The 22,643-nt window shown below is 71.9% G+C and carries 17 protein-coding genes and 1 pseudogene; 8 read left to right on the top strand and 10 right to left on the bottom strand.

The features are described 5' to 3' along the window. Positions 1 to 29 precede the first annotated feature (29 nt). The 5 genes from G3I77_RS38980 to G3I77_RS38960 all read right to left on the bottom strand — a co-directional run bounded on the left by G3I77_RS38980 (position 30) and on the right by G3I77_RS38960 (position 6,012). A complete protein-coding gene (locus tag G3I77_RS38980) occupies positions 30 to 476 on the bottom strand; it encodes a hypothetical protein (protein ID WP_248511857.1) in 447 nt (148 codons plus the stop codon). Next, a complete protein-coding gene (locus tag G3I77_RS41020; RefSeq protein WP_248511855.1) occupies positions 476 to 3,094 on the bottom strand; it encodes a multicopper oxidase domain-containing protein in 2,619 nt (872 codons plus the stop codon). The genes G3I77_RS38980 and G3I77_RS41020 overlap by 1 nt, the downstream gene beginning before the upstream one ends. Beyond that, positions 3,075 to 4,349 (bottom strand): TIGR04053 family radical SAM/SPASM domain-containing protein, encoded by a 1,275-nt coding sequence (locus G3I77_RS38970; RefSeq protein ID WP_248511849.1) that lies wholly within the window; start codon positions 4,347 to 4,349, stop codon positions 3,075 to 3,077. Before G3I77_RS38970 ends, G3I77_RS41020 begins: the two co-directional genes overlap by 20 nt. A gap of 377 nt (positions 4,350 to 4,726) precedes the next feature. Further along, entirely contained in the window at positions 4,727 to 5,230 is a 504-nt protein-coding gene (locus G3I77_RS38965) for a hypothetical protein (protein WP_248511847.1), read from the bottom strand. Between the two features lie 173 nt (positions 5,231 to 5,403). Next, positions 5,404 to 6,012, bottom strand: a complete 609-nt coding sequence (locus tag G3I77_RS38960; protein WP_248511845.1) for a hemerythrin domain-containing protein — start codon at positions 6,010 to 6,012, stop codon at positions 5,404 to 5,406. Between the two features lie 399 nt (positions 6,013 to 6,411). On the opposite strand from G3I77_RS38960, the gene G3I77_RS38955 reads away from it, so the two are divergent. The 7 genes from G3I77_RS38955 to G3I77_RS38925 all read left to right on the top strand — a co-directional run bounded on the left by G3I77_RS38955 (position 6,412) and on the right by G3I77_RS38925 (position 15,324). After that, a complete protein-coding gene (locus G3I77_RS38955; protein ID WP_248511843.1) occupies positions 6,412 to 10,110 on the top strand; it encodes a nitrate reductase subunit alpha in 3,699 nt (1,232 codons plus the stop codon). 1 nt (position 10,111) lies between these two features. Continuing rightward, positions 10,112 to 11,680 carry a nitrate reductase subunit beta gene (gene narH, locus G3I77_RS38950; RefSeq protein WP_248511842.1) on the top strand — a complete coding sequence of 523 codons (1,569 nt, stop codon included), beginning with the start codon at positions 10,112 to 10,114 and terminating at the stop codon, positions 11,678 to 11,680. Beyond that, positions 11,677 to 12,504: a nitrate reductase molybdenum cofactor assembly chaperone gene (narJ, locus tag G3I77_RS38945; protein ID WP_374388510.1), complete on the top strand. Its 828-nt coding sequence runs from the start codon at positions 11,677 to 11,679 to the stop codon at positions 12,502 to 12,504. Before narH ends, narJ begins: the two co-directional genes overlap by 4 nt. Then, positions 12,501 to 13,277, top strand: coding sequence for a respiratory nitrate reductase subunit gamma (narI, locus tag G3I77_RS38940; protein ID WP_248511841.1), 777 nt, complete (start codon positions 12,501 to 12,503; stop codon positions 13,275 to 13,277). The genes narJ and narI overlap by 4 nt, the downstream gene beginning before the upstream one ends. 4 nt (positions 13,278 to 13,281) lie before the next feature. Continuing rightward, complete coding sequence (locus tag G3I77_RS38935; RefSeq protein ID WP_248511839.1) at positions 13,282 to 13,917, top strand: vitamin K epoxide reductase family protein; 636 nt, start codon at positions 13,282 to 13,284, stop codon at positions 13,915 to 13,917. 197 nt (positions 13,918 to 14,114) lie between these two features. Next, positions 14,115 to 14,960 (top strand): methyltransferase domain-containing protein, encoded by an 846-nt coding sequence (locus G3I77_RS38930; protein ID WP_248511837.1) that lies wholly within the window; start codon positions 14,115 to 14,117, stop codon positions 14,958 to 14,960. Between the two features lie 13 nt (positions 14,961 to 14,973). Further along, the gene (locus G3I77_RS38925) at positions 14,974 to 15,324 is read left to right on the top strand and encodes a cupin domain-containing protein (RefSeq protein ID WP_248511835.1); all 351 of its coding nucleotides are present in this window, start codon (positions 14,974 to 14,976) and stop codon (positions 15,322 to 15,324) included. Positions 15,325 to 15,548: 224 nt separating this feature from the next. Here G3I77_RS38925 and G3I77_RS38920 read toward each other — a convergent pair whose 3' ends face one another. The 4 genes from G3I77_RS38920 to G3I77_RS38905 all read right to left on the bottom strand — a co-directional run bounded on the left by G3I77_RS38920 (position 15,549) and on the right by G3I77_RS38905 (position 20,062). Then, on the bottom strand, positions 15,549 to 16,577 hold the full coding sequence (locus G3I77_RS38920) for a nitroreductase family protein (RefSeq protein WP_248511833.1): 1,029 nt from the start codon (positions 16,575 to 16,577) through the stop codon (positions 15,549 to 15,551). 433 nt (positions 16,578 to 17,010) lie between these two features. Then, positions 17,011 to 18,006, bottom strand: a complete 996-nt coding sequence (locus tag G3I77_RS38915; RefSeq protein WP_248511831.1) for a nitroreductase — start codon at positions 18,004 to 18,006, stop codon at positions 17,011 to 17,013. A 191-nt stretch (positions 18,007 to 18,197) separates the two neighbouring features. Continuing rightward, positions 18,198 to 19,226, bottom strand: a complete 1,029-nt coding sequence (gene gap, locus G3I77_RS38910; RefSeq protein WP_248511829.1) for a type I glyceraldehyde-3-phosphate dehydrogenase — start codon at positions 19,224 to 19,226, stop codon at positions 18,198 to 18,200. A gap of 143 nt (positions 19,227 to 19,369) precedes the next feature. Then, on the bottom strand, positions 19,370 to 20,062 hold the full coding sequence (locus G3I77_RS38905; RefSeq protein WP_248511821.1) for a response regulator transcription factor: 693 nt from the start codon (positions 20,060 to 20,062) through the stop codon (positions 19,370 to 19,372). A 157-nt stretch (positions 20,063 to 20,219) separates the two neighbouring features. Between G3I77_RS38905 and G3I77_RS38900 the strand changes: the two are divergent. Then, a pseudogene (locus tag G3I77_RS38900) lies at positions 20,220 to 20,360 on the top strand (putative PEP-binding protein); the annotation flags it as partial. 129 nt (positions 20,361 to 20,489) lie between these two features. On the opposite strand, the gene G3I77_RS38895 reads toward G3I77_RS38900, so the two are convergent. After that, positions 20,490 to 22,643, bottom strand: a 2,154-nt coding sequence (locus G3I77_RS38895; RefSeq protein WP_248511819.1) for a cation-transporting P-type ATPase, incomplete at its 5' end; no start/stop codon positions are given.

The raw sequence follows: 22,643 nt of genomic DNA, 5'->3' as shown, positions 1-22,643 counted from the left end.
GCCTCCTCGTTTCCCTTCGTGGCCGCGGGTCATGTGGCGGGCAGGGCGGTGGCCAGCAGGACGACTCCGAGTGAGCCGACGAGAGAGACGACCGCCAGGGCCCGGGCGAGGTCGGCGCGGCCTGTGGCGTGGGCGATGCCGTGTCCGGCCGCGGCGAGCATCACCACCACGAACAGGGCGAGTTTGGTCGCCAGAGTGCGGCCGTAGCCGGGTTCGGCGAGGGAAGCCCAGGTGACTCCCCGGTGCCAGGCCATGGCCCAGCCGGTGGCCAGCTGCACGGGCAGGAACACCGCCCCGGTCAGCATCCCGAACCGGCGGCCCGCCGCGGCCGTGAAGCCGTCCTTGGCCTCCGGGGCGAGCAGGTGGCGGGCCAGCGGCAGGATCACCAGGGACAGGGCCAGTTGGCCGCCGACCCACAGGGCGGCACCGGCCACGTGCGCGAACCGCACCAGGGACCACCAGCCGACGGTGTCCATCAGTCGCTCACCTCCACCATCCCGTGCGCGCCGGATTCGGCGTGGCGCATGTCGTGGTCGACGAACGCGTAGTGGCCGGCCTCGGGGAACGTCGTCTCGACGAAGCCGCCCTGTGCCGTGGCCAGGTCCAGCACCTGAGCGCCGCCCGCCTGGTCCGGCTTGAGCAGGTAGGCGCCCTCCTTGTACACGGTGTCGAAGACGGTGCCGACGATGTGGAAGGCGATGCCGTCACTGGGACCTGCGGCGACCACCCAGAAGCGGGCCCGCTCACCGGCCTTCACCTTCAGGGGCCGCTGGGCGTACTGGTTGGCGACACCGTTGAACACCCAGGCGTCCGGGGTGTTCTGACGCATCTTCGTCACCTGGGCGCTGCTGCCCGGGGTGCCGAGGTAGAGCTCGGAGGAGACCAACACGTACTCGTGGTCCACCTTCGCCAGGCCGGGTGGGTCGATGACGACGGCACCGTACATGCCGTTCCCCATGTGCTGGAGCATCGGAGCGGTGCTGCAGTGGTACAGCCATGCCCCTGCCTTCTCGGCCCGGAACCGGTAGACCAGCCGCTCGCCGGGCTGAATGGTGCGCATGGGCCGGTCGGGGGCGAGGGAGCCGGCGTGGAAGTCGATGCCGTGGCCCATGCCGTGGTCGTCGTTGACGAGGGTGACCTCGAAGACGTCGCCGACCTGTCCGTGCAAGGTGGGGCCCGGTGCGGTGCCGCCGAAGGTCCACATCTGTTGCTTCACGCCCGGAGCCACTTCGACCGTGGTGTGCGCGGCGCGCAGTTCGACCGTGTGGACCGTCCCGCCGGGCGCGGGGGCCAGGTCGGCGTCGCGTGGCTGCCACCCGGTGGAGAAGTCGGCGGAGAGATCCATGCCGTCGTCGTCGGCGGCGGCCGATGTGTGTCCCCGGTGCTGGCTGCTGTCGGTTGCCGTGTCGTCCTTCACGACGATCTCCGTGGTCATCCCGGCCGCCTTGTGGCCCGGCAGGGTGCACCACGCCGCGCGGTTCTCGGTGACCGGTCCGAGGTCGAGTACGCGGGTGTCGCCCTTGGCGAGCATCGGGGTGGCGGGACCATCCTCGACCCTGAGGTCGTGGCGCTGGGCGTCGGTGTTGGTGACCTTCAGCCGCAGCGCGGTGCCCGCGGCGACCTCGATGCGGGCCGGACGGACGCGCATGTCGGCCAGGGTGACGGCGACCGTGCGAGTTGTCCCGGCGCCCGCACCCGCCGTCCCGGAGGCGCTCGTCCCGCCGCTCGTCTCCCCACCGCTGTTGGCCACGAGCACGGCCAGCACCGTGACCACGGCCCCCACGGCGGTGCCCCACAGGACGGGGCGCCGTGACCCACCGGCCTTGTCCGTGTCCTGAAGGAGACCTCGTCCGCTGCGGACGAACACGCGCACCGCCAGGACGAGAAACGCGGCACCCGCCGACCCGGCCAGGAGCATGCCGGCCGTGCCGAGAGGGTCGGGCAGCGGAAGCGCGAGCAGGGACACGCCGAGGTTGAGCACGATGATCCGTGGCGCCCAGCCCCGTTCGAGTACCGCCCGCAGCGCGGCTCGTTCCTTGGGACCGCCGGCCAGCACGATGGGCAGCAGGTAGGTGAGGGCCCCGACGAGGACCTGCGCGACGAGCCCGAGGAGCAGTACCGGGACCAGGGACCGGATGTCGTCCTGGATCTCGGCGAGGGGTCGTGCGGCCAGGAGCACCAGGTCCACGACGACTCCGACGACGAGCCATCCCGCGGCGGCGGCCAGCATCCACGCGGCGGCCGCCGAGATCGCGGGCCGTCGGCGCACGGTGCGGGCGAACAGCTGCGCCGCGACGGCGACGCCGGCCGCGTAGCCGGCGATCCCGAGTACGGCGGCGGGGCGCCATCCGGCCGCCAGTCCGGCGACCGCGGTCAGCAGGCCGCCCCCGGTCAGCGCCAGTACCCGGCGCGCCAGCCGGGTGGTGTTCTCGGCCATGCGCACGCCCAGCACGGTGGGCCAGAGCATGAACAGCGTGCCCAGTACGGGCAGTCCGATCCAGCCGAGGAGGGTGACGTGCACGTGGGCCAGCTTCAGCCCGGTGTAGTGCCCGGGTCCGGCCTTGCCGGTGGCCAGCAGCCAGCCCAGCACCGCGCCGACGATCAGCGCGGCCGCGGCGGCCCGGTAGTAGTCGGCGATCGGGGCGAGCCGTCCGCCCAGCGCGCCCCCGCCCATGCGGACCAGCACCACCAAGTGCGCGCCGACCGCGGTGACCAGCAGCACGCACCCGGCACCGGTCAGGACCGGCAGGTCGGCCCACACGCCGGTGAGAACGCCCGCGACCCCTGTGTTGACGCCGGCCAGCCGGGCGTTACTCCACCGCCGGTCGGGCAGCGGGGCGTGCAGCATCGCGACGGCGAAGTGCTCGCTCCACACCACGATCGCGGTGGTGGCGCCACCGAGCAGGAACAGATGGATGGCCAGCCAGCGGGCCACGGGCAGCGTCTGCTGGGCGCTCGCCGCCAGCAGCGCGAGCACCACCCAGACCGCGACCAGGACGTGGGCGTACAGGTGTCGGCTCCGCAGACCGGACGCCTTGAACCTGCTGGGCGGCCGGCCGTCACCGGCGGCCGGGTCATCGTTCTTGCTGTACACGATGCTCCTTGCCGCCCGGGGCGGCGGTCGGACCGGGGCGAAGAGGCGGTTCCACAGGTGCGCCGCCGTCCAGCAGCGCTGCCAGTTCCCGCTGGTGGGGGAAGGAACCGGGGACGTAGCCGCACCACGGCTCCGCGGCGTACGGGTCGCCGGTGACGCCGTAGGCGCGGGAGCGCGAGCCGCCGCAGACCCGGCGGAACTCGCACCGCCCGCACCGCCCGCCCAGCATGTCGGCGTCCCGGAGGGCGGTGAACAGCGGTGAGGTTCGGTAGATCGACGTCAGCGTCGTCTTGCGCACGCTTCCCGCGCTCAGCGGCAGGAAGCCGCTGGGGTGCACGGTGCCGGTGTGCGAGACGAACACGAAGCCACGGCCCGCGTTGACGTCCAGCGGCGGCCGCCGCACCCGGCGCGTGGCGGCGTCCAGACCCAGGACGGCCGCTCTGTCGGTCAGCTCCCGGTAGAGCGGGCCGAGTCCGAGCACCGCCACATGGTCGTCACCCCGGTCGGCAAGGACCTGGCGTTGCAGGGCGACGCGGCGGAAGTGGTGGGCCTCGGTGGTCTTGGCGGGCACGGTCAGGCCCACGTCGTAGACGAAGTGGAGGACGTCCTCGACCTCGCCGGGCGTCAGCGCGCCGAGGGTGCGGCCGCGGCCGGTCGGCACCAGGAAGAAGGCGCTCCACAGCATCGCCCCGTGCTCGGTGACCAGGCGGACGATGTCGGGGAGGTCGTGCAGGTTGTGCCGGGCGACCGTCGTGTTGATCTGCACCTTCATGCCGAGGGCACGCGCCGCGTCCCAGGCGTCCAAGGTCCACCGGAACACCCCGGGCACACCGCGGAAGTCGTCGTGCAGCTCGGCGGTGGAGCCGTCCAGGCTCAGCGAGAGCCCGACCGCGCCCGCCTCGTGCAGGTCTCGCAGCCGCTCCGCGGTGAGCGTCGGGGTACCGGACGGGGACACCGCGACCCGGACCCCGGCCTCCTTGCCGTGGGCGATGAGCTCCGTCAGGTCGGGGCGCTGGAACGGGTCACCGCCGGTGATCACGAACAGCGGGGCGGGCTGCCCGAACGCGGCCACCTGGTCCAGCAGGTCCTTCGCGGCGACGGTGTCCAGCTCGCGCGGATCGCGGTCGGGCACCGCCTCGGCGCGGCAGTGGCGGCAGGCCAGCGGGCAGGCCCGGGTGGACTCCCAGATGACGATGAAGGGTCGGTCGGCCGCGTCGTGCCGCTGGCGGCGGATGGCATGGGCGGCGGCGCTCATCGCACGGCCCTGCCCCGCGCCCAGAAGCTGTGTCCGGCCGCCCTGGAGCCAGGGCAGACGAGGCGGCAGGCCGGACGGTGACCGGGCCGGACCGTGCGCGGTACCCACCGCGAGCGACAGCGGTGGAATCGGCCTTGAGGGGGGTCGACGTGGTCGTGCACGGGATACCTCCGGATCGGTCGCCGTCAGCATCCACCGGCGGCGGTGGTCGGCGCGGCGGCCGAGGGTCTTCTCGAACGGGGCCGATGGTCCCTCTTCGCGGCAGGTGCGACAGGGCCGGACGGGCCGTCAGAAAGGTCACGTGGCGCTGGGGAACGGCCCTGGGAGCGCCGCTGAGCACTCCCGGCAGACCGGGGCCCATCCATGCCCGCCGCAGGTCAGGATCGGTTCAGGGAGCGGGATGCCAGGGCGTCTGCGGTGGCCACCAAGGCGACACCCAGGCCGGTCAGTGCGGCGCCCAGGCCCGTGACCAGGGTCGTGAGGTGCCACGCCTGGTAGGCGGACATCAGGGAAGCACGCAGGGACTGGCCCATGAACGCGGTCTGGCGCAGCTCGGCGAGCTTCTCGTCGTCGCCTCCGGCGGCGTGCAACTCAGCACTGATCTCGGCATAGGTGCGACCGCCGGTGGCATGGGCGAGATTGCCCTTGATGAACTCGGCGTAGGCGTGCGCCCCGGAGCCGGTTTTCACACGACGGCCGGCGTAGGCGGCGAGTTCGGCGGGCAGCCCGTGGTCCGGGAAGGTGATCTTCTGGGCGGCCAGCTCGCTGCGGATCTCCTTCCTGCCACCGCGGCCGCGCCACACCATGACCGGCCCGGCGACTGCCAGGGCCATGCCGACCGTTCCGAGCAGAGCGCGGGCCCGGCGGTGTGATCCGTCCATGACGTGTTCTCCTTCTTTCCTCGTGTGCTGGGGCGTTCCTTGTGCTTGGGGTGCCGCGTCAGCTGTGGCTGAGCCGGAGCCGCCGGCTTCCGGGGGACGGCGTCCAGCGCGCCGGAGACCGTGGCGTGACGCAGGGCGTGGGGAACCTCCCGCACATCCAGCTCCGGCTCGGCCTACTCCGCACCGCCGCAGCCGCATGCTCCGTCGCAGCCGCCGGTCTCCTCGGTCCGCTCCTCCTGCACGTCCTGTCCTTCCTCGGTGCCCTGCGTTCCGTGGGCGCCCTTGGCGGGCGTGTCGTTCGCGAGCCGGTGGTGCATGTCCGCGAGCAGCTCAGCCAGGGAGACCTCGGGCGCCATGGCGAGCAGAGGCAGGACGAGGCCGTTCTCCTTGGCCACGTGCTCCTCGAAGAGCACCTGAAGGGCCCGCGCGTCGGCCGCCGCCCCCGCCGGGTCGGGTGCGGCGCGCAGGGCCTCGACGAGGGCGGTGAGGCAGTGGTGTTCGCCGATGAGGCTCTCGATGAGCAGGCGGGCCTCGGGCATGCCGTGCGCGACGGGGTAGAGCGCGGCTTCCTCGGCTGCGGCGTGCGGCAGCAGCGAGCGGTCGCAGAAGGCCACGAGCCCGGCGTGGATCTTCTCAGCGGCGCTCGACTCGCGGCGGTCCACGGCGGTGAGCAGTATCTTCACGCGTCCGGCCAGTTCCCCGGCCAGGCGGGCGTGATGCGCTTCCGCACCCTCTAGGGCTGTGGCGTCCTGAGGGTCCGAGGCAAGGGTGAGCACGCTCATGGTCGTGTCTCCAGCGGGTCGGGCCGGCGCGGCCGGCAGATGCGGGTGGGGCCGGCATTCCGGTGCCGACTCTCGGGGCGGATGCGGCGTCCGGCCGCGGTGAGCGGCCGGACGCTCGACCGAACCGGGCGCCACGCGCCGTACGCGCTCTGCCTGCGGCAGCCGGGGACGGGGGAATCGGCCGCCAGGCAGGCACGGAATGCGGTCGTACAGATGGGCATCTGCGGTTCGATCAGTGCCCAGCATGCACGCCGGGCGCAGCCGGCTCCCCCGCCGACCGGACCCCGCACGGGGACCAAAGGTCCCTATTGCAGCCGGTCAGACAGGGCCGGAAGGTCGTCCGGCAGGGACCGCCAGCCCCAGGTGCACCATGGCCTGCGGCTTCTAGCGTTCCCAGCCATGGAGAACGATCAGAACGCACGGCGCCAGGCGTCGCCCACAGGTGAGAGCTGGCCGCTGGCAGCCCGCAGACTGCTGACCCGCCGTGAGGTGTCGGCCGACGGGCGCGCCGTGTTCGGCGAGGGCGACCCGAAGTGGGAGGGCTTCTACCGGGACCGGTGGGCCCACGACAAGGTGGTGCGCTCCACCCATGGCGTGAACTGCACCGGGTCGTGCTCGTGGATGGTGTACGTCAAGGACGGCATCATCACCTGGGAGCACCAGGCCACCGACTACCCGTCGATCGGCACGGACTGCCCCGAGTACGAGCCGCGCGGCTGCCCGCGCGGGGCCTCGTTCTCCTGGTACACCTACTCCCCCAGCCGCGTCCGCTACCCGTATGTGCGCGGCGCGTTGCTGAAGCTGTGGCGCGAGGCCAGGGGGCGGCTCGGCGACCCGGTGGCGGCCTGGGCCGAGATCACCGGCGACCCGGCCAAGGCCCGCGCCTACAAGCGGGCCCGAGGCAAGGGTGGTCTGGTGCGCGCCGACTGGGACGAGGTCAGCGAGCTGATCGCGGCCGCACAGGTGCACACCGTCAAGGCGTACGGCCCCGACCGCGTCGCGGGCTTCTCGCCCATCCCGGCGATGTCGATGGCGTCGTTCGCGGCCGGGGCCCGGTTCCACTCGCTGATCGGCGGCACCCTGCTGTCGTTCTACGACTGGTACGCCGACCTGCCCATCGCCTCCCCGCAGGTCTTCGGCGACCAGACGGACGTGCCGGAGGCGGCGGACTGGTGGAACGCGGGCTATCTGATCATGTGGGGCTCCAACATCCCCGTGACCCGCACGCCCGACGCCCACTTCCTCACCGAGACCCGCTACAACGGCACCAAGGTCGTCGCGGTCAGCCCCGACTACGCCGACAACGTCAAGCACGCCGACGAGTGGGTCGCCCCGCACCCCGGCACGGACGGGGCGCTGGCGATGGCCATGGGCCACGTCGTCCTGCGGGAGTTCCTGGTCGACCGCGAAGTGCCCTACTTCCAGGACTACCTGCGCAAGTTCACCGACGCGCCGTTCCTGGTGACCCTGCGCGAACACGAACGCGGTCTCGTCCCGGACGGGTTCCTGACCGCGGCCGACCTCGGACACGACACGGAGCACGCCGAGTCCAAGACGGTTCTCCTGGACGGGGCCACGGGCGAACCCGTGGTCCCCGGCGGCTCGCTCGGCTTCCGGTGGGGGGAAGCCGAGCGAGGTCGCTGGAACCTGGACCTGGGCGACGTCGTACCCGAACTGAGCCTGCTGGAGCGGGCCGAGGAGACGGCCGAGGTCGCGCTGCCCCGCTTCGACGAGGGCAGCACGGAAGGCGGTTCGGTCATGGTGCGCGGGGTGCCGGTGCGCCGGGTCGGTGGCCGGCTCGTCACCACGGTCTTCGACCTGATGCTGGCGCAGTACGGCGTCGCACGCCCCGGGCTGCCGGGCAACTGGCCCACCTCGTACGAGGACGCTTCCGAGCCGTACACCCCGGCCTGGCAGGAGACCATCACCTCCGTGCCCGCCGAGCAGGCGGCGCGCATCGGCCGGGAGTTCGCCCGCAACGCCGAGCGCACAGGCGGCCGGTCCATGATCGCGCTGGGTGCCGGCACCAACCACTGGTTCCACTCCGACACCATCTACCGCGCCTTTCTGGCGCTGATCACGATGACCGGCTGCCAGGGCGTCAACGGCGGCGGCTGGGCGCACTACGTCGGCCAGGAGAAGGTCCGCCCGGTCACCGGGCAGCAGCACCTGTCGTTCGCCTTCGACTGGCAGCGGCCCACCCGGCACATGGCGGGCACCTCGTACTGGTATCTGAACTCCGACCAGTGGCGCTACGAGGCGTTCGGGCCCGACGAGCTCGCGTCCCCGCTCGGGAAGGGCCGGTTCAAGGGCCAGGCGTTCGCGGACACACTCGCGCAGGCCGTGCGGCTGGGCTGGACGCCCGGTCACCCCGGCTTCAACCGCAACCCCCTCGATCTGACCGACGAGGCAGCCGCCGCGGGCCGGCCGGTCGCCGAGCACGTCGTGGACGAGCTGAAGTCCGGGCGGCTGCGGTTCGCCGTCGAGGACCCGGACGACCCGGCCAACTTCCCGCGTGTGCTGACCGTGTGGCGGGCCAACCTGCTCGGCTCCTCCGGCAAGGGCAACGAGTACTTCCTGCGCCACCTGCTGGGCACGGACGCGGCGGTCCGCTCCGAACAGACCCCGCCCGAGGGCCGTCCGAAGGAGGTGGTGTGGCGGGAGGAGGCTCCCGAGGGCAAGCTCGATCTGCTCGTCACCATGGACTTCCGCATGACCTCCACCAGCCTGCTCTCCGACGTCGTGCTGCCGGCCGCGACCTGGTACGAGAAGGACGACCTGTCCAGCACGGACATGCACCCCTTCGTGCACGCCTTCACCCCCGCCATCGCCCCGCCGTGGAAGGCACGCACCGACTACGACATGTTCCTGACGATGGCCGACAGGTTCAGCGAACTGGCCGCCGACCACCTCGGCACCCGCACCGATGTCCTCGCGGTGCCACTGCTGCACGACACCCCGGACGAACTCGCCCAGCCGGGCGGGGTGGTGCGGGACTGGAAGGCCGGCGAGTGCGAACCGGTTCCCGGGCGGACCATGCCGAAGCTGGTCGTCATCGAACGGGACTACGCCGCGATCGCGCAGAAGATGCGTGCCGTCGGCCCGCTGCTCGACACGCTGGGCACCACCACCAAGGGCGTCACCGTCCACCCGAACCAGGAGATCGACGACCTCCGGCACCGCAACGGCACCGTCAGGGACGGCATCGCCGCCGGACGGCCCTCCCTCGCCACCGCCTCCGACATGTGCGAGGCGATCCTCGCCCTGTCCGGCACCACCAACGGCCGCCTGGCCACCGAGGGCTTCCGGGAGCTGGAGCGGCAGACCGGCAGCGAGGGCCTGGTCGAACTCGCCTCTGAGCGCGAGGCCGACCGGATCACGTTCGCCGACACGCGCACCCAGCCCCGTTCGGTGATGACGTCGTACGAGTGGTCGGGCTCGGAGACCGGCGGACGCCGCTACTCGCCGTTCGTCATCAACACCGAGCACAAGAAGCCCTGGCACACCCTCACCGGCCGCCAGCACTTCTTCGTCCAGCACGACTGGATCGCCGAACTCGGCGAGCAACTGCCCGTCTACCGACCACCGTTGAACACGCCCAAGCACTACGGCGACGAGCACCTGGGTGAGAGCGGCCGGGCCGAGGTCACGGTCCGCTATCTGACCCCGCACTCGAAGTGGTCCATCCACTCGAACTACCAGGACAACAAGTACATGCTCGACCTGTCCCGCGGCGGCCCGACGATCTGGATGTCCGGCGCCGACGCCGAGAAGATCGGCGTCAAGGACAACGAGTGGATCGAGGCGTACAACCGCAACGGCGTCGTCGCCGCCCGGGCCGTGGTCACCCACCGCATGCCCGAGGGAACCGTGTACATGTACCACGCCCAGGACCGCAACGTGAACGTCCCGAAGACCGAGGTCAGCGGCAAACGCGGCGGCATCCACAACTCCCTCACCAGGCTCCTGCTCAAGCCCACCCATCTCGCGGGCGGCTACGCCCAGTTCACCTACGCCTTCAACTACTACGGCCCGACCGGCAACCAGCGCGACGAGGTCACCGTCATCCGCCGCCGCAGCCAGCAAGTGGAGTACTGACATGCCCCGTGGCGAAGCCACTATCGGACGAGTGATGGCCCAGATCGCGATGGTGATGAACCTCGACAAGTGCATCGGCTGCCACACCTGCTCGGTCACCTGCAAGCAGACGTGGACCAACCGCACCGGAGTCGAGTACGCCTGGTTCAACAACGTCGAGACCAAGCCCGGCGTCGGCTACCCCCGCCGCTACGAGGACCAGGAGCAGTGGAAGGGCGGCTGGATGCTCGACAAGCGCGGGCGTCTGGTCCTGCGCTCCGGCGGCCGGATCAAACGGCTCCTGTCGCTGTTCTCCAACCCCGACCTGCCGTCCATCGAGGACTACTACGAGCCGGTCACCTACGACTACGACAATCTCGTCAACGCCCCGGCCGCCAAGGACATCCCGGTCGCCCGCCCCCGCTCGGTCCTCACCGGCAAACCGACGTCCATCACCTGGGGCGCCAACTGGGAGGACGGCCTCGGCGGCGCCCCCGAGAACGCCGGCGGCGACCCGAACCTGACCGGGGAATGGGCGGAGAAGGTGAAGTTCGAGTTCGAGCAGACCTTCCTCTTCCACCTGCCCCGGCTGTGCGAGCACTGCCTCAACCCGGCCTGTGTCTCCGCCTGCCCCTCGGGCGCGATGTACAAGCGGGTGGAGGACGGCATCGTCCTGGTCGACCAGGATCGTTGCCGGGGCTGGCGGATGTGCGTGACGGCGTGTCCTTACAAGAAGGTGTACGTCAACCACGCCACCGGCAAGGCCGAGAAGTGCACCTTCTGCTTCCCGCGCATCGAGGCCGGCCAGCCCACCGTCTGCTCGGAGACCTGCGTCGGCCGCCTGCGCTACCTCGGGCTGCTGCTGTACGACGCCGACCGCGTCGGCGAGGCCGCGGCCACCCCCGACGAGAAGGACCTGCTCGACGCGCAGCGCGGCGTCTTCCTCGACCCGCACGACCCCGACGTGATCGCGGCGGCGCGGGAGGCCGGCATCCCGGAGGACTGGCTGGACGCGGCCCGCCGCTCCCCGGTCTACGACCTCGTGATGAGGTACAAGGTGGCGCTGCCGCTGCACCCGGAGTACCGGACGATGCCGATGGTCTGGTACGTGCCCCCGCTCTCCCCCGTCCTGGACGCCGTCGACGCCGCGGGCGGCAACCAGGACGACCCCGACCACGTCTTCGCCGCCGTCACCCGGCTGCGCATCCCGCTGGAGTACCTGGCGGAACTGTTCACCGCCGGGGACGCCGATGTGGTCGCCGGGGTGCTGATGAAGCTCACCGCCCTGCGCTCGTACATGCGGGAACGCACCCTCGGCGAGGAGGGCGACGAGGCGGCGCTGAAGGCCGTCGGCCTCACCCCGCGCGAGGCGGAGGACCTGCACCGGCTTCTCGCCATCGCCAAATACCAGGACCGCTACGTCGTCCCCGCCGCCCACAAGGAGGATGCCGCCGCGCTCAGCGCGATCGAGAACCGCTGCCCGGTCGAATCGTCCGACGACCCGGCGGACGCCGGTGGCCGACGCGTGATGCTCGGCATCCCCACCCTGCGCCGCCGTGCGCCCGAAGTCCCCGCCGGAGACCGTCCGTGAGCCCGCTGCCCTCCCCCAGTGCTGAACGCCTGGGGGGACCCCCATCCATTCCCGCCCTCGTCCGCACCCGCCTCCGCGCCGCTGTACGCCGCCCGGCCCGCCTCACACCCGAGGAGGCCGAGTCACGCACCCTGCTGCTGCGGCTGTGCTCACTGCTTCTGCAGTACCCGGACGCCGAACTCGCCGCCTGCCGAACCGTGTTGACCGCGTCCATCAAGACGCTGCCGCCCTCGCCCGCCGCCGAGCACCTGGCCGACTTCACCACATGGTTCACCGACCAGGAGCCGGAGGCGCTGGAGCGCCACTACGTCGAGACGTTCGACCTGCGCCGCAAGAGCAGCCTCTACCTCACCTACTACCTGCACGGAGACACCCGCCGCCGGGGCATGGCCCTGCTCACGTTGAACCAGCGGTACAAGGCCGCGGGCTGGGACATCGACGGGGGTGAACTGCCCGACCACCTGCCGGTCGTGCTGGAGTTCGCCGCCCTGGCGGGCCACCGTGGCGGCGAGGCACCGCTGCGCCAGCACCGGCGCGGTCTTGAGCTGATCCACCGGGCGTTGGCCGACGCCGAATCGCCGTACCGGCACGTCCTGGCCGCGCTGCTCACCCTGCTGCCGCCGCCCACCGAGGCGGACCGCGCGGCGGTGGCCCAGCTCGTCGCCGAGGGCCCGCCGAACGAGGAGGTCGGCCTCGACCCCTACGGAACGTACGGGGAGGGGGAGTTCGCCCCTCCGGGCACGTTCGTGCCGCCGATGGCCGCTCCGCCGACCCGTGTGCCGCCCGCCGACCCGACCACCAGCCGTATGGAAGGCACCCGATGAACGCCGCATCCCTCTCCCCGTCGGCCGCCGCGGCGGCGAGCGGCACCGACCTCCTGCTGTGGGTCGCCGTCCCGTACATCTGCCTCGCGGTGTTCGTGGTCGGACACATCTGGCGCTACCGCCAGGACCAGTTCGGCTGGACCACCCACACCAGCCAGCTCCTCGAACACCGCTGGCTGCGCTGGGGCAGCCCGCTGTTCCACCTGGGTGCCTTCATGGTGATCGCCGGGCATGTCGTGGGACTCGCCGTTCCGGACTCGTGGACCGAGGCCGTCGGCATCAGCGAGCACGCGTACCACACCACGGCCGTCTGGGCGGGCTCGGTGGCGGGCATCGCCATGGTCGCGGGCCTCGGCATGCTGTGCACCCGCCGGCTCCTGACCCGCAGGATCCGGCTCACCACGGACCGCAGCGACAAGCTCCTCTTCCCCCTGCTGTCCGCCACCGTCGTGCTCGGCATCACCGCCACCGCCGCCCACAACGTCTTCGGCGCCGGCTACGACTACCGCTCCACCGTCTCCGTCTGGTTCCGCGGCCTGTTCGTCCTCCAGCCGCAGCCGGAGGCGATCGCCGGAGCCCCGCTGCTGTTCCAGCTGCACGCCCTGACCGCCTTCCTGCTCTTCGCGGCCTGGCCGTTCACCCGGCTGGTGCACGTGTGGAGCGCCCCGATCGGCTACCTCGCCCGGCCCTACCTCGTCTACCGCAGGCGAGCCGCACCGACCGCGGCCCCGACGCACACGCGCCGGACCCGGTCGGCCTCCGGCTCCCGGTGAGCCCATGAGCCCCGGACCCGCGCTCGCACCGGCCGCCCCAACCACCCGGCGCCCGCACACAGTGGGCGCGGGCCGCCGCACGGGATGGGTGATGGTCCTCACCGGTACCGTCGGCTGGCTCGCGTCCTTCCAGCTCACCGTGGACGACTGGCGGCTCCTCCGCGATCCCTCCCACCAACCGCCGTGCGACGTCAGCCCCGTCGTGAGCTGTGGCAGCGTCATGTCCAGCCCGCAGGGCAGCCTGTTCGGCTTCCCCAACATGCTGCTGGGCCTGGGCGCCTTCGCCGCCGTGACCGCCCTGGGCGTCGCCGTGCTCACCGGCGCGCGCCTGCACCGGAGGATGTGGATCGCGCTGGACGCCGGGGCACTGGTGGCAGTGGCGTTCGTGCACTGGCTGATCGGACAGTCGCTCTACGAGCTCAACAAGCTCTGCCCCTACTGCGCCGCCGTCTGGGTCGTGACCATCGCCCTGTTCTGGTACGTCACCCTGCACTGCCTGGAACGCGGCATCATCCCCATGCCCAGCGGGGTGCCGGCGGTCGTGCGGGACACGCACTGGATGCTCCTCGGCGCCTGGTACGGCGTGATCGCGCTCCTCGTCCTCACCCGCTTCTGGGCGTACTGGAGCAGCCTGCTGTAGCCGACCACCGCACCAGCCGCTCCCACGTCGCACGAACGAGACGCCGGCTTCGTCACCTCAGCACCGACCTGTTCCACGACGAGCAGTGACGGGCCCACCGGCCCTTCACCCGGGACGTTCGGCCCCCGCGCCCCGCCGCCCCTCCGAGTTAGGTTCGCCTAAGTAGTACCGGTGCAGGCAGAGAGCGAGGCACGAAGATGGCATCGACAGACCATTCCGCCCTGCAGAAGAACATCCCCATTCCCGGCGACGGACTGGACGCCGCCCGCATGCCCGGCCACTGGCTGCTGGCCCGGCTGGGCAAGCGGGTGCTCCGCCCCGGCGGTGTGGAGCTGACCCGGTGGATGCTGGACGCCCTCGGCGTGGATCCGCAGGACCGGGTGGTGGAACTGGCCGCCGGCCTTGGCGCCACCGCCCGGCTGACCCTCGCCCGCCACCCGGCCGCCTACACCGCCGTCGACCGCGACGCCGCCGCCGTGGCCGCGCTCAGCGCCCTCGCCACCCCCGGCCCCACCAAGGTGCGTGCCGTACGGTCGGACGCCGCGGACACCAGGCTGCCGGACGGCGACGCCACCGTCGTGTACGGCGAGGCGATGCTGACCATGCAGCCCGAATCCGCCAAGCGGCGCATCGTACGAGAGGCCCGCCGCCTCCTCGACGACTCCACCGGCCGGTACGCCCTCCACGAACTGTGCCTGCTGCCCGACGAACTCGACCCGGCACTCGCCGACCGCATCACCCATGACCTGCACGAGGCCATCCACGTCGGCGCCCGCCCCCTGACCCCCACCGCCTGGCGTGAACTCCTCGCCGACGAGGGCTTCACCGTCACCGCCCACAAGACCGCACCGATGGCACTGCTGGAACCGCGCCGCCTCGTCGCCGACGAAGGACTGGTCCCCGCCCTGCGTATCGCCGGCCGGGCCCTGCGCAACCCGTCCGCACTGCGCCGAGTGCTGCACATGCGCCGCGTCTTCCAACGCCACAGCGCCCACCTGGGCGCGATCAGCCTGCTCGCCGTCCCCACCCCGTCCCGGCCCTGAGGAGCTGTCCCAGATGACCGCCACCGTGATCACCGACCTGGCCGCCGAACTGACCGTGCCCGAGGACGGCACCCTCAGCCGCGTCCTGTACCGCGACGACCGCCTGCGCGTCGTCGGCTTCGCTTTCGCCGCCGGCCAGGAACTGACCGAGCACACCTCCGCCCTCCCCGTGGTCATCCAGGTCGTCCAGGGCCGCCTCGACCTCGTCCTGAGTGACGAGAAGACCAAGGCGACGCCCGGGAGCTGGATCCACCTGCCCGCACGTCTGCCGCACACCGTGCGCGCCACCGAGCCCAGCGTCATGCTGCTGACCATGCTGCCCGCTCCGGAGCCGTCCGGATCCGGCGCGCCTTCCGCGGCATGACCGACGCCGCGCGGCGCGCGTGCGGCGTGCGGCGTGCGGCGTGCGGCGTGCGACAGCGGTCCAGTGCCCAGGCCGCTGTCGCCCTGGAGGTCCGCAGGTAGCGGCCGAGCTCGGGTCCGACGACGAACAGCTCGGCGCGCCGGCCATGATGGCCGCGGTCCACTTCAACCTCCAACACCCCGTCCACGCCTGGGTCGAATGCGAGACGGTCACCGGTGGCCCAGTCAGCCGGATGGAACGGCACCCGCATCGGAAGCCGCCGGCTCGGGTCCGAGAGCGGGACGAGGTGTGGCGTGCGGGGCCGCGCGTGGTGTGTGGCCGCCCTCGGGGCCGTACCCGAACCGGATCAGCAGCTGTGGGCAACACGGTCGCCTCGATCCGCCCATCGCCGCCCGCAGATCCAGCCACTCCATCGCCTGGTGCAGCATGGAGGTGCGTACCCCGTGCACCGTCGCCGTGAGCAGTACGCGCTGCAGGGCCTGGCCCGCCCGCAACCAGTCCTCGCGCCGGTCCCGCGAGGTCCACAACAGCGCTACCTGGGCGTGGCGTTCGAAGTGCAGGGCGGGCAGGTACGGCACAGGCAGCCGGCCGGTGAATTCCCGCACCGGTATCCGCCCGGACGCATCCCGGGCGCCCAGGGCGGTCACGGGGATGCCGTAGGGGGTGTCCCTTCCCGGGGCGGTGAGCCAGGTGCGTGACTCGGCCGTGCGAGCCGGATGGGATGCGTTGCGGGCCTCGGCCGCCTGGGTCAACCGCAGCAGACGCCGGGTTCCCATGATGTCGGGAACGTCCAGGCGCGCGCCCTCGGCCCGGGCGGCGGTGATCATCTGTGCCACGACCGGTTCCGGCACCGGGCGGCCGGTGAAGGGCATCCGGCTGCTGTGACGCCGCTCTATAGCTTCGTACAGGCCGCCCGGGGTCGAGGGCCCGTCCGCGGCGGGCCGGGCGAGTTGCACGCGGGCGAGCAGGTCGGGATCGTCCGCGGCGGGCAGCAGACGGACGATCGGTTCCCAGCCCAGGTGTGCCGCGGCCACCCGGAGGTTGAAGACGGCCGCGCCCACCGACAGGTGCTGGGCACGCAGGTCGGGATCGGTCATCGGCAGTGGCCGTCCGCGGTCGGCCCGGACCTCGACCGACCGGCTGTCCGGGTCCAGGCCGAACCGCCAGGGCTGCGTATTGTGGATCGACGGTGCCGCCACCGCCGCGGCCAGCAGGGACCGAACGGCTGTGGCGTCGACTTCCCGGGTCTGCATGACGGCTCTCCTCTGCAAAACTCTCCCTCGTACCGCCAACCCTGCGCCACGGACCCCAGCTCGGGAGAGGGTTGACCGGCCCTTCCGGGCCTGCCATACGGCCTTGAAATACGTGCCGGACATGCCGTGCGGTCCCCTGAAGGGCATGCCCGTCAGCCCCTCGGCCGGTCCGTGTCAAGCCCTGGTACTGACACCCGTGCCCCGGTGAGTTCCGCGCGGTCTTGGCCGGACGACGAGGGCTGCACCATGCCGCGGCGCCGGTCACGGTGATCCCGCACGAGTGACCGAAGGACCGAGTGACGGCGACGAGGTGCAGCCGCGTCCGGGCCAGGGCGGACTCCGGACGCGGCCCGCCTGCTCACGCCGGACACGGAGCACCGGCTGCGGCTCCGGCACGGGGTTCGACGCGAGAAATGTCCCGCCCGGGCCTCGGTCACACGATGTCGAGGACATCTCTCACCGGGCGACGGGGGGTAGCCGGGCCCCGGGGGCCGTAGCCCAGTCGCAGCACCATCTGCACGTGGCCCGTGCCCCGTCCCGGGTCGCGGGCCAGCAGGCGCAGCTCGCGGTCTTCCAGGGCATGGGAGGTCAGGGAGGTGGCCAGGTCGGCCAGGGTGGCCTCCAGCAGAACCCGTTCCAGGGCCTGTCCGGCGCGCAGCCAGTCGGCGGGGGTGTCACCGGGGGTGCTCAGCAGGGCCAGGTGCGGGGTGTGCTCGAAGGCGGTGCTGCCGCGGTCGGCAACCGGCCGGCGTCCGGCGAAGTCCCGTACAGGAGCCTTGCCGTCCCGTTTGCGTGGGCCGAAGGCGTACTCGGGGACGCCGTCGACGGCGGTGTCCGCCTCCGCCCCGAGCCGGGTCCAGCGGATGAGGTCCGCGCGGGCGCCGGAGTCCATGGCGTCGCGGCTCTCCGCATCGCGGACCAGGTCGAGCACGGTCTCGGCGTGCCAGGGGCCGGGGAAGAGAAGGACGGCCGACTCGCGCGCCGCCGCATCCTGCAAGGCGGTCCGGACGTCCTCCGGGATGTCCTTCTCGGCGAAGGGATGGCGGCTGGTGTGCCGCTGCCGGATCGCCTCATGCAGCCGCGCCAGGTCGTCCTGCGGCAAGCGTCGCCCGCCCGGGTCGGCCAGGTGGACGGCCGCGAGCAGCAGCGGATCCTGTGGCTCGGGCAGCAGCCGGGTGTCTGGGACGAGGTCCCTGTGCGCGGCGGCGACGCGCAGGTTGAGCAGCGCCGCCCCGCAGCCGATGTGCAGCGCCCGGTTGCCGGGATCGGACCGGGGCATGGCCCGCGCGAGGTCGGCGCGCAGCAGCAGGAGACGCTCGTCGGCGACGTACTGGAAACGCCAGGGCTGCGCGTTGTGCATGGACGGAGCCGCCGCGGCCTCGGCCACGAGCATGGTCACCGTCTTCTCGTCGAGTTCGCGCGAAGCCATGGAATCCTCCTGTCCTGCCCCGACGGGCCGATTCCAGTGTCTGCCCGGCGGCACCGCCGAGCACCCGGAATCCGCACACCGACGCGGCCGTGACGGAACACGATGCGCAAAGGCCTCAGTGTTGCCCAGATGGGGCTGATCACCCCTCTCGTCTCGCCTCCTCGTCCTTGTCCCAGGCCCCGGAGGTTGTCTCAGTTCCGTGGGAGCGTTTTGGCGACGTACTCGGTGAGGTCGAGCAGCCGGTTGGTGTAGCCCCACTCGTTGTCGTACCAGCCGAAGACCTTGACCAGATCGCCGTGCGCCTGCGTCAGCGGGGCGTCCAGGACGCACGAGGCGGGATCGCCGACCACGTCGCGGGAGACGATCGGGGCGTCCGAGACCCGCAGGATTCCCTTCAGCGGCCCGTCGGCGGCCTCCCGGAACGCGGCGTTGACCTCGTCCGCGGTCACGGGCCGCTCCAGAACCACGCTCAGGTCGGTCAGCGAGCCGTCCTCGACCGGCACGCGGACGGCGATGCCGTCCAAGGTCCCGGTCAGCTCCGGCAGGACCAGGCCGACGGCGCGGGCAGCGCCGGTGGACGTGGGGATGATGTTGACGGCGGCGCTGCGACCGCGGCGCAGGTCCTTGTGCGGGCCGTCCAGGACCACCTGGTCGTTGGTGTAGCCGTGGATGGTGGTCATCAGGCCCTTGACCAGGCCGAAGTGCTCGTCGAGCACCTTCACCATGGGCGCCACGCAGTTGGTGGTGCAGGAGGCGTTGGAGACCACGTGGTCGCTCTCCGGGACGTACGTGCCCTCGTTGACGCCCATCACGATCGTGGCGTCAACTCCCTTGCCCGGTACGGAGAGCAGTACCTTCCGGGCGCCCCCCTTCAGGTGCAGACCGGCCTGCTCACGGGTGCGGAAGCGGCCGGTCGACTCGATGACCACGTCCACACCGAGGTGCCCCCAGTCCAGCTCGGCCGGGTCACGCTCGGCGGTCACGGCGATGCGGTGGCCGTCGACGGTGATCGAGGTGTCGTCGTGTTCCACGGTGCGGCCGAGGCGGCCGTACGTCGAGTCGTACGCCAGCAGATGGGCCAGTGCGTCCGGCGAGGTGAGGTCGTTGACCGCCACGACCTCGACCGGCTCGCCGGTACCGCTCTCCGCGCGCTCCAGCACGCAGCGCAGATAGTTGCGTCCGATGCGGCCGAAGCCGTTGATGCCCACACGCACGGTCATGTCCGTCGTCCTCCCGATCAGTGCCGCCCGGCGGTGTCCGGGTGTGCTGCCAGCCTGGTGGCCGGGGAGGGGGTTCGGCTTGGGCCGCTCGGGGGCCGGGTGAGGGACGTTCGGCCCTGCGGCTGCCGGCTGCGCGCGAAGCCTCAGCGCCCTTCGTGCCTGAGCCGGTCCTGGGCCTGGGTGGCGATGACCGCGGCCTGGATGCGCCGCTCCACGCCGAGTTTGGCGAGCAGGCGGGAGATGTGGTTCTTGACCGTCTTCTCCGCGAGGTAGAGCCGCTGGCCGATCTGGCGGTTGGTGAGCCCTTCTCCGATGAGGGCCAGGATCTCCCGCTCCCGGTCGGTCAGGCCCGGCAGGGCGTCGGGCTCGGGCTCCGGTTCCTGGCTCTGGCGCAGGCGGGCCATCAGCTTGGCGGTGGCGCTGGGGTCGAGCAGGGACTGACCGCGGGCCACGGTGCGCACGGCCGACACCAGATCCGAGCCCTGGATCTGCTTCAGTACGTACCCGGACGCACCCGCCATGATCGAGTCCAGCAGGGCCTCCTCGTCGTCGAAGGAGGTGAGCATCAGGCAGGCCAGCTCCGGCATCTGCGAGCGCAGCTCGCGGCAGACGGTCACTCCGTCGCCGTCGGGCAGGCGCACATCGAGCACGGCCACCTGCGGGCGCAGCGCGGGGACACGGACCAAGGCCTGCTCCACGTTCGCGGCCTCGCCGATCACGGTGATGTCCGGTTCGTCGTTCAGCAGGTCGTGCACCCCGCGGCGTACCACCTCGTGGTCGTCCAGCAGGAAGACCCGGATCGGGTTGTCGGGTCCGGGTCGCTCGCTGTCCGCCATCGACGGCTCCTGTCCTGTGTCGTCGTTTTCCGGCACGGAACCGCCAGATGGGCGGGACCGGTCCTTCTCTGTCACAGATCTTGCGCGATTCCGGGCCGAACGGCCAGGGCCGACCGGCCCTTTTCGCTCTGCTGTTCCCGCATCCCCCCGCGCACCGGCGGGCAAGAGCCGCGGGGTGTGCGGCGAGGCCGTCACCGACCCCCTGCTCGCCTGCGTGCTCACCGGACTCGGCGTCACCAGTCTGTCCATGGGCGCCGCATCACTGCCGTACGTCCGCGCCGGACTGGCCCGGCACACCCCCACCCGTGCCGGCGGGCAGCCGCCGCGCACCCGGTTCGCCGACAACCGGATCACCGGCACCGCCGCCGCGTCCGGGCCCCGTGCCCGACGTCGGACAGGACCCGGGCCGGTGCACCGGACAGGCTGATCAGTCCGTCGGGCGGCCGAGCCATGTCCGGCCGACGTGCCATGCATGCTCGGTCAGCAGCACGGTGCAGGCGGTGGCGAGGCAGATCGCCCACTGGGCCGGGCTGAGCGACACGGTGTCGAAGACTCCTTGGGCCATGGGCACTTGCACGGCGATGATCTGGAGGGCCAGGACGGTGGCCAGGCAGATCCACAAGGTGCGGTTGTGCAACTGGTGGCGGCCGAGGACGGGGCCGTCCTCGCTGCGCGCGGCCAGGGCGTTGCACAGTTGGAAGAGGACGAACGTGGTGAAGGCCATGGTGGCGGCGGTCGCGGTGTCGGTGAGGTGACGGGCGCCGGCGAAGACGGCCAGGGTACCGGCGGCCATGACCGCGCCGGAGCGGGTGACGGCGGCCAGGCGGCGGGCGTTCAGGATGCGTTCGCCGGGTGGGCGTGGCGGACGCCGCATCACGTTGTCCCGCGGGGGGTCGATGCCCAGGGCCATGGCGGGCGGACCGTCCATGATGATGTTGACCCACAGCAGCTGGATCGCCGACATGGGCGCGGGCAGTCCCGCCAGCACGGTGGCGAGCAGGGTGAGGATGGCGCCGATGTTGGTGGACAGCTGGAAACGGACGAAGGTGACGATGTTGTCGTAGATCGAGCGGCCCTCGCGCACCGCGCGGACGATGGTGGAGAAGTCGTCGTCGGTCAGGACCATGTCGGCGGCTTCTTTGGCCACGTCGGTGCCGGTGATGCCCATCGCGACGCCGATGTGGGCGGCACGCAGCGCCGCGGCGTCGTTGACGCCGTCTCCGGTCATGGCCACGATGTGGCCCTTCCGGGAGAGCGCGCGGACGATGGTCACCTTGTGTTCGGGAGCGACGCGGGCGAAGACACCGACATCCTCGACGTGGTCGGCGAGCTCCTGCTCGCTCATCCGCGCCAGTTCGGCGCCGGTGACGACATCGCCGGTGATGCCGAGTTCGCGGGCGATGGCGGCGGCGGTGTCCGCATGATCCCCGGTGATCATCTTGACGGTGACGCCTGCGGCCTGGGCCAGGGCGACGGCGTCCCGGGCCTGAGGACGTGGCGGGTCGGCTATTCCCGCGATCGCGGTCAGGATCAGTCCCATCGCCTCCCGAGGGTTCGGCCGGTCGGTGGTGGCGGTGGCGGCCCCGAGGACGCGCAGGCCCTGACCGCCCATCCGCCGGGCGACGTCGGTGATCTCACGGCGGCGCTCGGCGTCGAGGGGGGCGCGGCCCTGTTCGGTCAGGACGTGGGTGCAGCGGTCCAGCAGGACGTCGACGGCTCCCTTGGCGTGGACACGGACGCGGCCGTCCGCGTCGGTGTGGAACGTGGCCATGTATTTGGCGGCCGGGTCGAAGGGGATTTCACCGGTGCGTGGCACGCGGCCGCGGAGTCCGGCGTCGACACCGGCCTTGGCGGCGAGTACGACCAGGGCGGCCTCGGTGGGGTCTCCGATGATGCCCTCGGGGGTGACACGGGCGTCGTTGCACAGCGCGAACGGCAGCACCGCGTCGTGCAGGGCGGGCAGGGCCGCTTCCTGCGTGGGCGCGTCATGCGTGCCCACATCGTCCAGGGTCGCATCGTGCGGGTCCCAGTCCTGCCGCCCGTCGGCGGGGCGGACGGTGCCGGCGGTGTCGTAGCCCTCGCCGGTCACCTCGTAGGCGCGCCCGGCGGCCCACAGGGCGCGGGTGGTCATCTCGTTCAGGGTCAGGGTGCCGGTCTTGTCGCTGCACACCACGGTCGCGGAGCCGAGTGCCTCGACGGAGGCCAGGCGTTTGACGATGGCGCCGCGGCGGGCCATGCGGTGGACGCCCAGGGCCAGGGTGAGCGCGAGAACGGCGGGCAGCCCCTCGGGGATCGCGGCGACGGCCAAGGCCACCGCGCGCAGCGCGAGGTCGGCGAGTGCCTCGCCGCGCAGGAGGGACACGAGCGCGTAGGCGGCCACGGCGATGCCGCTGACCAGGGCCAGTCGTCGGCCCAGGCTGTCCATCTGGACCTGGAGCGGGCTGGGTGGTTCCGCGCCGGTGCGCAGCGCCTCGGCGATCGCGCCGACCTCGGTGCGCATGCCGGTGGCCGTGACGACCATCTCGGCGCGGCCACGGGTCAGCGCGGTGTTCATGAAGAGCATGCAGGTGCGCTCGGCAAC

The sequence above is a fragment of the Streptomyces sp. D2-8 genome (assembly GCF_023184515.1).
In the GTDB taxonomy this organism is placed as follows: Bacteria; Actinomycetota; Actinomycetes; order Streptomycetales; family Streptomycetaceae; genus Streptomyces.
The sequence above is the reverse complement of the archived record's forward strand: the minus strand, read 5'-3'. Positions and strand labels throughout refer to the sequence as shown.